A 13987-nucleotide genomic window follows, 5' to 3' on the forward strand; every position below is an offset into this window, starting at 1 on the left:
AAAAATTTGGGAGGTGCAATTTTTACATGGATAATCTTCACGTTGTTGATCATCCTTTGATAAAACATAAACTTTCTATAATGAGAAATAAAGACACAGGACCTAAAGAATTCAGGGAACTTTTGAATGAGATAACCCTTCTGCTAACCTATGAAGCAGCCAGAAACCTTCCTACGATGGAAGTTGAAGTTGAAACGCCAATTGCAAAGACAAAAGGAGAGATGGTTGAAGATAAAAAAGTTACCATAGTTCCTATATTGCGAGCAGGTTTAGGTATGTTGGATGGTGTTCTTTCATTGGTTCCAAATGCTAGTGTAGGTTTTCTGGGTGTGTATAGAGACCCAGAAACTCTCAATGCAATAGAGTATTATGTGAAGTTTCCACCTTTGACAGAAGACCATCAAATCTTTATTCTCGATCCTATGCTTGCCACAGGACATTCTATGAACCATGCTATAAAGCAAGTGAAAAAACAGGGAGGACAGAATATCACTATTATGTCCTTGATAGCAGCTCCCGAGGGGGTTAACGTAGTTATAAGTGAAAACCCAGATGTGATTATTTACACCGCTGCTTTGGATAGTAAACTCAATTCAAAAGCGTATATTGTTCCCGGCTTGGGAGATGCAGGAGATAGATTGTATAGAACAAAATAAAGAATATCGGGGGCAATTGGATGTCGAAATTGTTGAAGCATACATTTCTTTTTTCTTTGGCAACTCTTATAAGTAGATTATTAGGCCTTTTACGGGATGCTACCTTTGCTCATTATTTTGGAATTAGTGCAGAGTACGATGCATATTTAGTAGCAATAATTCTTCCTTTCTTTCTTCGGAAAATCTTCGCTGATGGAGCCCTCTCCTCAGCTTTTATTCCTTTGTTTACAAGAAAACAAGGAAAAGATTCTCAGGTTTTTCTCAGCACCACAATATGGTTTGTATTAATAACGACTGTTTCATTATATATACCTGTTTATTTTTTTTCGGACCAAATAGTTTTAGTTTTGGGAACTGGCTTGTCTGAATCAACGATGGAATTAACCTCTTATTTGTTGAAAATTACATATCCCTTCATAATTTTTATCTCTTTGTGGGCAGTAGCTACAGGCGTTTTAAATAGTAACGATATCTATTTTGGACCTGCATTCGCTCCGGCTTTATCTAACCTTTGCAGTGTCGTGTTTATCTTTTTATCTTCTTACTTTTCCCCAAGAATATTAGGACCAACTATAGGATTCACAGTAGGAGGAATTTTACAGTTTTTGTTAGTTTTTTATATCTTAAGAAAGATTCATTTCCGGATGACACTTGATTTTAATTTCAAAGATCTGAAAAGTATAATGAATTTGTTTGGTCCCGCATTATTAGGAGTAGCTGTGGCTTCCTTGAATACATTGGTTGATACCAATATCGCAACATGGACCGGTACGGGAGGTGTTTCGACCATTCAATACGCTCTAAGAATTTATCAGCTCCCTTTAAGCATATTCGCCATAAGTGTTGCAAACGCCCTTTTACCTAAATTATCGTATTCTTCAAGTATTAAAGATGAAAATGAATACAACAAGAATTTGAAAGATAGTATAGAACTAACTTTATTCTTTGCGATTCCTTCCATGTTCGGTTTGATATTTTTAAACAATGAGATCGTGGCTTTGATATATCAACACGGTAGTTTTACTTTTGAAGATACGTTAATAACAGCAAAAACATTGTTATATTATTCTCTGGGGCTTCCATTTTATTCTTTACATACTATCTTTATCAGAACTTACCACTCTAAATTAAATACAAGATATCCTTCTTTAGTGGCAGTGGTAATGCTTTTAGTGAACGCGACTCTCGATGTTTTGTTGGCTTTCAGATATGGTGTTGTAGGTATCGCATTTGCAACTGCTATTTCCGGTATTATCGGCATGTTCATGACAGGTTTCAATATTATTAAAGGTTTGACTGGCGAGGATTGGATGGAAATATTTAAAATTTTCATCGCAAGCGCTGTTATGTCTATATTCATCGTGACTAGTAAAGGATTTTTTGATTCTAGACTGTTAGTCGTTCTTCTAATTGCTCTAAGCGTCCTCGTTTATTTCTTATCAGCGTACCTTATAGGTTCAAAAAAGTTAAAATTAGCTATAAACCTTTTCTTTAAAAGAAAATAAGGTCTAAATGACACTCTTTTCGTATTCCGAATCATATAGATGACAAGCAACTTGTTGATTTTCAACATTTTTCAAAGTGGGTTCTTGAATTTTACAAATCTCTTTTGCATATGGGCATCTAGGATGAAACCTACAACCTGTGGGGATATTAACGGCGTTTGGAACTTCTCCTTGAGGTATTATTCTTTCTTTCTTGCTTTTAGGATCAGGTTCGGGAACCGCTGATATTAGAGCTTGAGTGTACGGATGTTTAGGTTTTGTGTATATTTGTTCAAAATTTCCAACTTCGACAATTTTGCCCAAGTACATTACGGCTATTCTGTCACAAATATATTTAGTCGTAGCTAAATCGTGTGTGATGAAAAGATAAGTCAAATCAAAATCATTTTTTAAGTTGATCATCAGTTGTAACAATTGAGATCTAACAGAAACATCCAACATCGCAACTGCTTCATCCGCCACTACAAAGGTAGGTTTTAAGATCAAAGCCCTAGCTATTACAACCCTTTGTCTTTGGCCACCGGATAAATCACGAGGATATCTGTAATAATACTCACTTGCTGGTGATAACTGTACCCTTTCCAACATTTCCATAACAAGCTTCTGTTTTTCGGAACGGTCTTTCCCAATATTGTGTATTTGTAGAGGATGCATCACAGCCTCACCAATCCTCATATGAGGGTTCAAGGCTGCAAGTGGATCCTGAAAGATTATTTGAATCTCTTTTCTTATATGTTTTAGTTCTTTTTTTGTTAATGTACTGATGTCTTTTTCTTTGAATAAAATTTTTCCTTCAGTAGGATCTTCTAATCTTGTAATTAACCTACCTGTAGTAGTTTTTCCGCTCCCTGATTCACCAACTAAACCAAGAGTTTCACCTTTTTTTACTTCAAAATTAATCTCATCTACCGCCTTTACATACTTAGGAGGGGTTCTAGTTAAAACTTCACCCACTGATCTTTTTAGAGGAAAATATTTTTTTAAACCTTCAACTTTTAAGATTGCATTTTCAGTCATTAGTACCACCTACATTTACATGTTTTATATCTTGAGAATTTTCATATAGCCAGCATTTAACTTCTGAGCCTTCGATTAAAAAGCTGTTAGGCTCTTGTTCATGACAGATGTCCATTGCGTACTCACACCTCGGAGCGAATCGGCATCCTTTTGGAGGTTTACCCAAATCTGGAGGACTTCCGGGTATGTATTTTAAATCTTTGTCGTTGATATCTGTATTCGGAATAGACTCTAAAAGTGCTTTTGTATAAGGGTGCTTGGGATTGTAATAAATATTTTCCTTTGAAGATATTTCCACCAAATGACCGGCATACATGACTCCAATCTTATCTGCAAGTTGAGCAACTACACCTAAATCATGTGTTATAAGCAACATGGACATTTGATATTCGTCCCTTAATTTATTCATCAACTCTATTATTTGAGCTTGAACTATTACATCCAATGAAGTAGTTGGCTCATCGGAAATAACAAAAGATGGTTTTAAAACTAATCCTAGGGCGATCATCACCCTTTGCCTCATACCACCACTGAATTGAAATGTGTACTGATTCATCCTGCTTGGGTCTATTCCCACATCCTTTAGGACGCTACCTCCCATTTCTATAGCTTTTTGCTCAGATATATCAGGAAAATGAGCTTTCACAATCTCAACAAATAGGTCTTTAACTTTCATAATTGGGTTCAGGGAAGTCATCGGATCTTGAAAGATCATGGTTATATCTCTACCACGAATTTCTCGCATTTGTTTTTCGTTCATTGTAGTTATATTTTGACCATTTAATTTAATTTCTCCATACAATTGTGCATTTAAAGGCAATATTTTCATTATAGCTTGTCCCAAGGTGGATTTCCCGCAGCCTGATTCTCCCACTAGTCCAAGTGTTTCCCCATCTTTTACATTAAAACTAACATCGTCAACCGCTTTTATAATCCCATCTTCACTTTTATAATAAACTTTCAGATTTTTTACTTCAAGCACGCTTACTACCTTCTTTCCCTAATTGTTGGATTCAGCATCTCGTTTAGACCTTCACTGAACATAGAAAATCCGAGTGTAACAGTCATTATAGCAACACCTGGAAATGTCAAAGCCCACCAAGCACCACTCAAAATGAATCTTTGACCATTACTCAAATCAAAACCCCAATCGGGAGTTGGAGGAGCTATTCCCAATCCCAAAAAGCTCAATCCAGCTTCTGTCATTATGGCGTCTGCTAGGTTCATCGAAAGCACAACTACAACGGATGGAAGTACATTTGGAAGTATATACCTCCCCAAAATAGATAAGTTCGAAGCGCCTATAGCTCTGGCTCCATCGACATAAAGTTCGTTTTTTACTGAAGATACTTGATTTCTAATGACCCTAAAGTATGTGGGTATGTAAACAACGGCTATGGAAATAGCGATATTCATAATACCTGGCCCTAAAAATGCAGCTATCGCTATGGCGAGAATTAAACCTGGAAAGGAATATATAGCATCCATAACTATGGTCATTATTCTATCGAATATTCCTCCCACGAATCCCGATAATAAACCTAACGGTATACCAATTGCTGAAGCTATTGCTACGGAAACAAAAGCTATTGTTAAGGCAATTCTAGCTCCATAAACAACCCTGCTAAACACATCCCTGCCAAGATTGTCCGTTCCAAACCAAAACTCACTACTAGGAGAAGTTAGAGATCTTCCAACCCTTTCTGTAGGGTCGTAAGGAGCTATTTGAGGAGAAAAAATGGCCAAGAAAATATAAAAAATCAAAATAACCATACCTATGAAGGTAAGCCAAGCATTTGAACCTCTAAAGAATCTGGAGAAGCTCTTTCCAATCTTCGATGAAATGAATTTATGTTCTTCCAATTTTATACCCTCCTCAGTACCTTACCCTTGGGTCTATTAAAGCGTTGATAATTTCTACTATAATGTTAATTATTATTACAAAAATAGCGAAAAAGACTATCGTTCCTTGAATAGCAGGGAAATCTCGGTATCTGATTTTCATGATGAGATAACTTCCAATCCCTGGCCAAGAAAAAGTTGTTTCAGTTAAAACAGCTCCAGCCATCAATAGTGCAAGCTGTAATCCCATGACCGTTAAAATAGGAACTAAAGCATTCCTTAAAGCATGTCTATACAATATTCTATTTTCAGGTATCCCTCTTGCTTTAGCAGATTTAACATAGTCAGAGGTTAACGTTAAAATTGTATTATTTCGAACCATTCTTAAAAAAATACTCGAGATAACTAGGCCAAGAGTAATACCAGGCAACAACAAATGTTGTAAGACATCCCAAAAAGCTGTCCAATTCCCTCTTAAAAGAGAATCCAGTAAAAACAAACCTGTAATTTCTTCAAATTGAACTGTAGCCCCGATCCTCCCGGCAATGGGTAACCATTTCAACTGCATTCCAAAAATGAATTGCATCATCAGACCAAACCAAAATACCGGTACAGCATACATGAGCATCGAAAATCCTCTGGCAATTATATCTACGGGTTTATCTCTTTTTTGTGCGGCTTTTGAACCCCAAAAGATCCCTATAACTACAGCTATAATAAATGCAAAAATCGTTAATTCAAGTGTGGCAGGAAATCTTTCTAATATCTCATCAAGTACGGGCCTTCCCGTCATTGTTGAAGTTCCCAAGTCACCTTTGAATAGCCCCCCTACGTATTTAAAAAATTGAACCAATATGGGATCGTTAAGTCCTAATTCTGCTCTCCTGGCTTCAATAACCTCTTGAGAGGCTCTCCCACCTAACATTGCTGCAACGGGATCTCCGGGAATTATCCTAATAACGAAAAATATAACTACTAAAAGAACAAAAAGCATGGGGATTGCCAACAAGATTCTCACAATAATATAATTTCTCAGAGACACTTAGATCACCCTTCTTTTCTGAGATTGGTTTTCTCAAAATTGCCCCGATTATTAAATAAATCGGGGCAATTGTCTTAGTTTCAAATCTTCAAAAGAACTTTAAGAAAAAATTATTCCTTGTAAAGCAAATAATATCTAAAGACCTGAGAAGGTTCCAACAAAATTCCTTTAACGTTATTTTGGGCAGCTACCGTTTCCACACCTTGCCAAAGTGAAACGTATGGTGCGTTGAAAGCTAGATCTTGTTGGACCAATTTGTACAATTGAGATCTAACTTCTTGGTCAGTCGCTACTCTTGCTGCTCTCATCACACTTTCAGTTACTGGGTTGACATAAAAACTACCCATCGATCTAGCTCCACTTTCACTTAAGAATGGCCAGAGGTAATCATCAGGGTCTATGTAATCAGGATACCAACCCAATAAGAACATACCCATAGTTCCGTTTAAAAAATAGTCAACGTAGGTTGCCCATTCCGCATATTCTAAGTTGATATCGATAATTCCTGTCTTTTCTAAGGATTCCATTAAAACTTGGGCTACATCTGCTTCTGTTGTTCCATAATGAGTAGGGCTGTACCAAAGATCAATCACTAGTTTGTTTTTTTCGTCGTAACCAGCTTGATACAGAAGTTGTTTTGCAGCCTCAAGATCTCCTTCTTGGAAGACATCTTCGTGACTCCACATTCCCATTGGGACAAGAGAATATAATGGTGATGCCATATTCAAAAATACATCTTCAACGATTACATCTCTTTCAACAGCCAAGGAAATCGCTTGTCTTACCAAAGGATCGTCGAAAGGTTCTTTCTGTGCATTGAATACTAGCATTCTGATTTGTGGACTTTCCCCCTGAATAACTTGAACACTTTTAGAACTTTTTAAATCTTGTATGTCTCTTGGGTCTAAATGTCTGAAAGCAATATCTATTTCACCGGTTTCCAAAGCCAATCTCAACGTTGCAGCGTTTTCGTAGAATAAAATGATGATTCTATCTGTTTTTGGTTTTTCACCAAAATATTTGTCATTTGCTTGCAATGTAATTCTTACGTCCCTTATCCATTCGGTGACTTTGTATGGACCAGAAGCGGAAGGCGCTCCATCATAAAAACTATCTGCTGAGAATACGTTTGGATTGACAGGCCAGCCAACAGTGTAACCTAATACTGAAACAAAAGCTGAAAAAGGATACTCGAGAGTTACTTTGAAGATATAATCATCGACCACTTCGGTTGTTTTAACTATATCCGAAAGTAAGAATGCAGGATCTCCTCCAAGTTTTATAACCCTATCGAAGGAGAATTTAAATACGGATGCATCTATAGGGGTTCCATCTTCGAAAACTACACCTTTTCGAACGTGGAAAAGATACTCTAATCCATCTTCAGATACTTCCCAACTTTCGAATAAATTTGGCTCAATTTCCGTGGAATTAACCTTGTAGTCTACTGGTCCAGATAAAACATTTTGTAAAATATTACTGGAAAAGTAGTCATAACACAAAGCTGGGTCTAGAGTTCTAATTTTGTCTGTGGTACCAACAACTATGGTAGATTGTGCCCAAACGCCGACAAATAAAACCAACATAACGAATAAACTTACCAAATACTTTTTCATAAAATCCCTCCTCGTAAAATATGCTGATATGAAAAACTTAAACACTTGTTCTGCAACAATACCTTATAACATTTCTTATTAAATCTGCGACAAATTTTACAGATATATGAAAAAAATTTCACAGCACGTCTCATATTGACAAAAATTTCAAAAATAAAGCCTCGATTGGTAACTTAATTTAAATTAAATTAATTATTTCTATTATACAATTAATATCTTTAAGAGTCAAGTAACAATAAAAAATTATAACTAGCGGGAGAAGGAACAAAAAATATCAGAAGATTGGATTTAAGCATTGAACCTTTTCTAACTTTTAAATAGATCTATTCTTAAATTAAGTTATTTTAAATTAACATAATATATATTAACACTTCTTATTATTCTAAAATTAATACGTTTGTATATTATACATTTCTATTTTTTAAAACAAAGATTTAACAATTTGCGTTCCACAATTTGCTTCTTAAATCTTTTGAAGACGAGGGATCTAAAAATTTTAAGTTCTATATCAAGCATAAATAGCGTCTAATCAGATTTTTAATCAAAAATTTTCTTGATTAAGTTTCTCCCTTATGATAAAGTATATATTGGGTTTTATTCCAAGGGGTGAAAATAATGGAAAAGCATGAACTAATAGAAAAACTACGTTCCAATATGTCTAGAGATACCTGGAATAACTGGCTTACAACGGCTCAAATTTTGGAATTAGACGATAAAAAGGTCGTTGTTGGATTGGGAAATTTATTTATTAAAGAGGCTGTCGAGAAAAGATTCGGCTCAATAATAAAAGAAACTATAAATAATATTACTGGAAAGCCTCTAGAAGTTATTTTTAAAGAAATACCCATTAGTAAAGAACAGAAAAATGCAGTAAATGGTCCAATAATAAAAAACAGGCCTTTGAAACTATCAGAGTTTAATCCTGAGTTCACTTTTGATAGCTTTGTTACGGGAAATTCCAATAGGATAGCTTATTATTCAGCCTTGGAAGTTTGCAAGAATCCTGGCAAATATAATCCTTTATTTATATATGGAGATGTTGGACTAGGTAAAACACATCTTTTACATGCAATAGGGAACTTTTTGATGGAAAATGCCCCTGATTTGAAGGTTAAGTATGTAACAGCCGAGGATTTTATGAATCAAATGATGGATGGAATAAGAGCTAGCGATATGGAGAACTTCCGAGAACGCTTTAGAAGGAATGTAGATTTTTTATTGATAGATGATGTTCAATTTTTAATTGGAAAAAATACCGTGCAAAGTGAACTTTTTCATACCTTTAATTCTCTTTTTAACTCAAGAAAACAGATAGTAATATGTTCCGATAGAACACCTGATGAATTGGCAACCTTTCATCCCAGATTGATTAGTAGATTTGAAATGGGTTTGATAACTGATATACAAGCACCTGATAAAGCAACGAAGTACTTAATAGCCAAGAAAATGGCACAAATGATTTCTCTTCAACTAACCGATGATGTTGCTTATTATTTAGCCGAACATGTCGATAAAAACCTAAGAAAACTTCGGGGCGCTATTATGAACCTTCTATTGCAAAGCCAAATTTCGGGTGCGCCAGTGAATATTGAATCTGCAAAAACGATAGTCAATTCAATGATGAGAATGAACGCAAACAAAGTTAGATTCCAATCACCAGAAGTTCTGGAAACTGTCAAAATAGATACCGTTATAGATTTGGTCGCTGCTGAATTTAATATTAATAGAAAGGATATCTTCTCATCATCCAGAAAAAAAGAAATAGCATTAGCACGTCAAGTTTTAGCTTATCTTTTTAAGACTACTATGAAGTTAAAAACCAAAGATATCTCCGAAAAATTAGATAAAAATCATTCCACTATTATTCATTCCATCAAAAAAATAGAACATTCTTTGTTGATGGGAAATGAAATGATAAAAAATAAGATCAATAACATCAAGAACAAATTGGAAGACGAAAAAGGGATTCTTACTTTATAAAAATAGAAGAAATCGGCCTCAAATTATGTGATTTAAACAAGAACAAATTGAGGCCGATTTTTTTATTTATAATAATCAGGTTGTTTCAGCAAATGTTTTAAAAGTAAGTTACATTTCTAATCCAACTATAGCTTCCGGCGTTACTACGTGGAAAGTTAAACTTTCAGTAAAGAAAAATTTGAGTTGCTCATCAAACTTGCTATCATATCCTAAGGAAATATCTTGTCCTAAAATTAATTTAAAGTCTCCACCACGATTAGAAATTACAAAACTTTCATCGACATCATGCATAGGTTTCACTTTGGCATCTATAATTTCTTTTACAACTAAATCCAAAGGATACGATAGATTCATGGAAAATAAATCTTGCCATATTTCTTTGTTAATCACTAAAGTATATGGCCCTTCAATCCCTTGCTCCATGAACCTTTTTTTTACTTCAAATAAGGATTTAACAAAATCTTTTACGCTTTCTTTGGAACTTTCTACAGAATTCTGCTTAGCTAACGTTTGTAAGCCAATTATATTGGCTTTTTCTATACCTTTTAAAATTAATTTATTTTCAAATGAAGCCAACTGCTTAGCAGCGGTTTCTAACCCTTCCAAATCCGGAGTTTCTAAACCCCTTTCGATATTATCAAGCTCCCATTGTTTCAAAACAAAGGGGTTTCTAATCTCTACTAGAGGTAAAACTTGTCTTATTCCCCATCCCAATCCATCTCTTGGGTTTTCAACGAGTTCGTTAGTACCTAAATTGTATGAAGAATAATCCCATCCATAAGGACCTTCTACATCAATAATTGGTCTTATTTTTAATTTGTTCTTAAAAATCTCCTTTGCCCTTTCGTCTAATTCTTCCCAAGCTTCTTCAGCTATTGGAGCTAACTCTCTTTTAAGAAAATCCATTTTTTACCCCTCCTTCATCTTTAGTATTTTTTCTACTTCAATCCTCTTAGTCCTAAATCACCTTTTTTATTTGAAGAAGACTCTTCTTTGCTTTCTCCTTCAACAGCTTCTTCTTCTACTTCCAGCAATGGTTTTTCTGTGAAAAGATAAGTCCTCAGTTCTTCATCCCATCCATTCATGTTTCTTCTTAACCATTCGATAAGCATTACCGCATGTTCAATTTCTTCATCTCTATTGTGCTCCATAATTTCTTTGATGGTTGGATCTTTAGAAACAGCTGCCCTTTGGTTGTACCAATCTATCGCTTCTATCTCCTCTTTTAAACTGTTTAATGCATAGACGTAAGAACGATCTTTGTCACTTAGTTCTTCATAAGGTTCATGGTAATCTTGCATTTAGTTTCCCTCCTTTTAATTTTTGATTTACTGCTCTGTTAAGTAATGTCCTATAAAAACAAAGTTTCTACATCCTTTATTCTCTCAAAATCCTTGTCCATTGTAACTACTTTCAATCCATGGTATTTAGCTATGCTATATTGATATGCATCATCAAAATCTAATTTCAGGATTTTTCTTACATTTACAACTTCTCTGTATAGCTCCTTCGGTAAAAACAGAAGTTTGGTGTTAGGCATGACATCTTCAACAAATCTCCGGAAGATATCTTCTTTGCCATATCTAAACAGGATTACGCCGATAGAATGCAGGGAAAAATCCGTTATGTTGAGATTTTCGATATTGTTATTGAGAAACGCCTTGCAATCATCTTTCTTGTCCTGATTGAGGAGAATTTCTAAAAATACGTTCGTATCAACTAAAAACATTATCTCCACTCCAAAGCTTTGTGTTGCAGTTCAACAGAAGTGAATTCCTCTCTTATCTCTGATAGGCCTCCTTCCCAGTCGAACTTGAATTTACCTCTTGAATTTTCTCTGCCTTGATATTTACCTAGTAAAAAGTCCAAATAATCTAAAACCTCTCGCCTCAAATTTTCGGGAAGCTTTTGAATTTTTTCCTCGATTTCTTTTTCATGCATGATCTTTACCTCCTTTAATTTTTGATTGACTATTTTTAGAAACTCTTTATATAGCGCCCCTTCGCCCCGCAGCCCACCGCACCCATTAGGAACGCAACCTGCTCTACAAATTTACTTTTTCATTTAAAATTATACCATTTTTTTATTTTTTTCAAAAAATTCCTAGATAAATCACAATGTATGTTATAATTAATGTGGAAGAGAAATATTTTCATTGAAACTTTGTTTGGAGGAATGTATTATGAGCGATCACGATGAAGAAGAATTTAAAAAATTTTTAGATAGATTGTTTAAGGAACACCCTGAGCTTCAAAAATTTAATCTTGAATTTTTAAAAAATGCAGATCCCAGTGAAATGGATGAAATTATAGAAAATTTAAAAGAGGCGGCTTACAAATTCAAAGAAGCAGAGATCACTGTACGGTCAGAAGTTGAGGAAAAATTAAATTACAATATCGATGATTTAGAAATTAATTTTGATAACTTTTTAGAGACTATAACTATATTTCCGTTTGCATTAACTATCAACAGTGAGATGTTGAAAGAAAAGGATGCCAAAGGGAGATTGAGCGGAAAATTTTTTGGAATGTATATTAATTTTAAATACGATAATGTTTTTGAACTTTTATCTATTAGAAAGATTGGCGCAATGAAAATTGCTAGTTTGATGAGAAATAACTTTTTTAAATTTTTACCAATAAAACAAAAGATATACAATTACATAAAAACTGCTGTAAATAATTATTTAAAGGCTACTGGACTCATAAAATATTTTGAAATAGACGAGATTAGAGAATTCAATATGTTAGTTATATTGAGAAATAAACTTAATATTCCTAACGATAAATTGTTTGAAGAAATTTTAAGTACCGAGGAAAACGAAAAATATTATATGATGAAAGCCTATTTTATTACGGAGTTTGCTATTGCTGTAGTAGAAAAAGATAATATTTAAGTTTCTGACTTTTTTGCAAACTTATTGCTTATATAAAAGATAAAGAAAATTATAATTATGTTCAACCCGCTTAAAGCATTTGCTTCTTGGTATAATCTCCCTGAGGAAAGAGAATAATTAACCACACTGACAAGTGGGAAGTAATCTCTTACTTGCATAGTATAACTGATGGTGAATTCACCAAAAATTATTGCAAATATTTGAAGAAAGGCACTTGTAAAAGAAGAAAACAGAAGAGGTAATTCTACTTTTAGAAAGATGATTAGTTTGTTTGCTCCGTCTATCTTTGCAGCTTCAACTATTTTATTGTCAAAGCCAAGTATCGGTTGGAACAAAAATGAATACGCGATAGGTATGGTTATTAAGAAATATCCCAGGATCAATAACAATACGAAGGGAATATCAAACAATATATTTAAATAAAGTAGAGCCATACCTAAAAATGCTGATGATATACCCAAAGTGGCCATTACGCTCACATTTATGAGTTTACTGTAATTTTTCAATAGAAAATATGCTGTTATTACGGCAAAGGAAGCTGATACTGTCGAGACTAAAAAGGAATTTAAGATTGATCTAACCACTGGATATATACGATTCAATTCTTTAGAAAATAAATTCAGAAATGAAGATATATCAAATTTCATATTTATAAAATCAAAAAAAGAAGCTGCAATGCCTACCAAAACAATTGAATATTCAAAGATCAAGTAAAAGATGGATAGTGTCCTACTTAAATATCCAGATTTCTTTTGAGATAATGGTTCATATTCAAAAGAGATAGGTTCAAATTTTGATATAAAGATATTAAGAATCGTAAGGATTAAGAGTTGAATCAATGCGTAAGACAAAGCCTTGGGAAAATCCAGTGTACTTCTCAATGTTGTAGAAATAGCCACTTCCAAAGTTGAATATTTTACCCCACCTAAACTTAAAACAATCGCGAAACTCGTGAAGTTATATGTAAATACTAAAAATAAAGCCCTAGAAATGGACGGAATTATCAAAGGTAATTCTATGTTTATAAAAGTTTTAAACTTCCCCGCTCCTTCCATACTGGCTGTTTCTATAAAACTTGCAGGTACTCTTCTAAGAGCTTCCGATATGTAACGAACAAATATGGGAGAGTTATAAAAGACATGGGCTAATATTATTGCTTTCAAAGTGTACATAATATCTAAACTAAAACCCAATTTTGAAAGAATACCAACTGAAGAATAAACAAGAGTGAAAGCCATAACTGCCGAGACGGGTGGGAAAAAGAAAGGAATAAAAATGGTATTATCTAATAATTTAGATATGATCCCTTCATTTCTTGAAGCAAAATACGCTGGAATTAAAGTTATAACCAATGACAACACAGATGAAAGAATAGCTTGATAAAAAGTAAAACCAAGGATCCGCCACGTACGCGGATCCAAGAAATTCGCTAA

The 13987-nt window shown here is 34.2% G+C and carries 14 protein-coding genes; 4 read left to right on the top strand and 10 right to left on the bottom strand.

Annotation, left to right across the window (positions count from 1 at the left end; genetic code table 11):
- Positions 1–26: 26 nt before the first annotated feature.
- Both upp and murJ read left to right on the top strand, forming a co-directional pair.
- The gene (gene upp / locus ACW9JY_RS00320; protein WP_103078773.1) at positions 27–656 is read left to right on the top strand and encodes a uracil phosphoribosyltransferase; all 630 of its coding nucleotides are present in this window, start codon (positions 27–29) and stop codon (positions 654–656) included.
- 20 nt (positions 657–676) lie between these two features.
- On the top strand, positions 677–2161 hold the full coding sequence (gene murJ, locus ACW9JY_RS00325; protein WP_457282951.1) for a murein biosynthesis integral membrane protein MurJ: 1485 nt from the start codon (positions 677–679) through the stop codon (positions 2159–2161).
- A 3-nt stretch (positions 2162–2164) separates the two neighbouring features.
- On the opposite strand, the gene ACW9JY_RS00330 is transcribed toward murJ, so the two are convergent.
- From ACW9JY_RS00330 to ACW9JY_RS00350, 5 genes are all read right to left on the bottom strand, one after another.
- Positions 2165–3178, bottom strand: coding sequence for an ABC transporter ATP-binding protein (locus ACW9JY_RS00330; RefSeq protein WP_457282952.1), 1014 nt, complete (start codon positions 3176–3178; stop codon positions 2165–2167).
- Complete coding sequence (locus ACW9JY_RS00335) at positions 3171–4160, bottom strand: ABC transporter ATP-binding protein (RefSeq protein ID WP_457282953.1); 990 nt, start codon at positions 4158–4160, stop codon at positions 3171–3173. Before ACW9JY_RS00335 ends, ACW9JY_RS00330 begins: the two co-directional genes overlap by 8 nt.
- 5 nt (positions 4161–4165) lie before the next feature.
- The gene (locus tag ACW9JY_RS00340; protein ID WP_211287799.1) at positions 4166–5041 is read right to left on the bottom strand and encodes an ABC transporter permease; all 876 of its coding nucleotides are present in this window, start codon (positions 5039–5041) and stop codon (positions 4166–4168) included.
- 13 nt (positions 5042–5054) lie between these two features.
- On the bottom strand, positions 5055–6062 hold the full coding sequence (locus ACW9JY_RS00345) for an ABC transporter permease (RefSeq protein ID WP_457282954.1): 1008 nt from the start codon (positions 6060–6062) through the stop codon (positions 5055–5057).
- A gap of 110 nt (positions 6063–6172) precedes the next feature.
- Entirely contained in the window at positions 6173–7678 is a 1506-nt protein-coding gene (locus ACW9JY_RS00350) for an ABC transporter substrate-binding protein (RefSeq protein WP_457282955.1), read from the bottom strand.
- A gap of 615 nt (positions 7679–8293) precedes the next feature.
- Between ACW9JY_RS00350 and dnaA the strand changes: the two genes are divergently transcribed.
- On the top strand, positions 8294–9658 hold the full coding sequence (gene dnaA / locus ACW9JY_RS00355) for a chromosomal replication initiator protein DnaA (protein ID WP_103076615.1): 1365 nt from the start codon (positions 8294–8296) through the stop codon (positions 9656–9658).
- A gap of 108 nt (positions 9659–9766) precedes the next feature.
- Here the strand turns inward: dnaA and ACW9JY_RS00360 are convergent, their stop codons facing one another.
- Genes ACW9JY_RS00360 through ACW9JY_RS00375 form a run of 4 tightly spaced genes read right to left on the bottom strand, consistent with a single transcriptional unit; the run spans position 9767 to position 11599 of the window.
- Positions 9767–10564, bottom strand: coding sequence for a family 1 encapsulin nanocompartment shell protein (locus ACW9JY_RS00360; protein ID WP_457282956.1), 798 nt, complete (start codon positions 10562–10564; stop codon positions 9767–9769).
- 32 nt (positions 10565–10596) lie between these two features.
- Positions 10597–10959, bottom strand: coding sequence for an encapsulin-associated ferritin-like protein (locus ACW9JY_RS00365; protein WP_457282957.1), 363 nt, complete (start codon positions 10957–10959; stop codon positions 10597–10599).
- 50 nt (positions 10960–11009) lie between these two features.
- A complete protein-coding gene (locus tag ACW9JY_RS00370; RefSeq protein WP_457282958.1) occupies positions 11010–11387 on the bottom strand; it encodes a type II toxin-antitoxin system VapC family toxin in 378 nt (125 codons plus the stop codon).
- Positions 11387–11599 carry a DUF2281 domain-containing protein gene (locus ACW9JY_RS00375; RefSeq protein WP_457282959.1) on the bottom strand — a complete coding sequence of 71 codons (213 nt, stop codon included), beginning with the start codon at positions 11597–11599 and terminating at the stop codon, positions 11387–11389. Before ACW9JY_RS00375 ends, ACW9JY_RS00370 begins: the two co-directional genes overlap by 1 nt.
- A 241-nt stretch (positions 11600–11840) precedes the next feature.
- Between ACW9JY_RS00375 and ACW9JY_RS00380 the strand changes: the two genes are divergently transcribed.
- The gene (locus ACW9JY_RS00380) at positions 11841–12554 is read left to right on the top strand and encodes a hypothetical protein (RefSeq protein WP_457282960.1); all 714 of its coding nucleotides are present in this window, start codon (positions 11841–11843) and stop codon (positions 12552–12554) included.
- On the opposite strand, the gene ACW9JY_RS00385 is transcribed toward ACW9JY_RS00380, so the two are convergent.
- Positions 12551–13915, bottom strand: a complete 1365-nt coding sequence (locus tag ACW9JY_RS00385) for an ABC transporter permease (RefSeq protein ID WP_457283042.1) — start codon at positions 13913–13915, stop codon at positions 12551–12553. The genes ACW9JY_RS00380 and ACW9JY_RS00385 overlap by 4 nt on opposite strands.
- Positions 13916–13987 lie beyond the last annotated feature (72 nt).

The organism is Petrotoga sp. DB-2 (genome assembly GCF_054051725.1).

What these genes read in the sequence shown, in the direction of transcription:
- ACW9JY_RS00380 (WP_457282960.1), top strand. Translation starts at nt 11,841, where the DNA reads ATGAGCGATCACGATGAAGAAGAATTTAAAAAATTTTTAGATAGATTG.
- ACW9JY_RS00350 (WP_457282955.1), bottom strand. Translation starts at nt 7,678, where the DNA reads ATGAAAAAGTATTTGGTAAGTTTATTCGTTATGTTGGTTTTATTTGTC.
- ACW9JY_RS00365 (WP_457282957.1), bottom strand. Translation starts at nt 10,959, where the DNA reads ATGCAAGATTACCATGAACCTTATGAAGAACTAAGTGACAAAGATCGT.
- dnaA (WP_103076615.1), top strand. Translation starts at nt 8,294, where the DNA reads ATGGAAAAGCATGAACTAATAGAAAAACTACGTTCCAATATGTCTAGA.
- ACW9JY_RS00360 (WP_457282956.1), bottom strand. Translation starts at nt 10,564, where the DNA reads ATGGATTTTCTTAAAAGAGAGTTAGCTCCAATAGCTGAAGAAGCTTGG.
- upp (WP_103078773.1), top strand. Translation starts at nt 27, where the DNA reads ATGGATAATCTTCACGTTGTTGATCATCCTTTGATAAAACATAAACTT.
- ACW9JY_RS00375 (WP_457282959.1), bottom strand. Translation starts at nt 11,599, where the DNA reads ATGCATGAAAAAGAAATCGAGGAAAAAATTCAAAAGCTTCCCGAAAAT.
- ACW9JY_RS00370 (WP_457282958.1), bottom strand. Translation starts at nt 11,387, where the DNA reads ATGTTTTTAGTTGATACGAACGTATTTTTAGAAATTCTCCTCAATCAG.
- murJ (WP_457282951.1), top strand. Translation starts at nt 677, where the DNA reads ATGTCGAAATTGTTGAAGCATACATTTCTTTTTTCTTTGGCAACTCTT.
- ACW9JY_RS00330 (WP_457282952.1), bottom strand. Translation starts at nt 3,178, where the DNA reads ATGACTGAAAATGCAATCTTAAAAGTTGAAGGTTTAAAAAAATATTTT.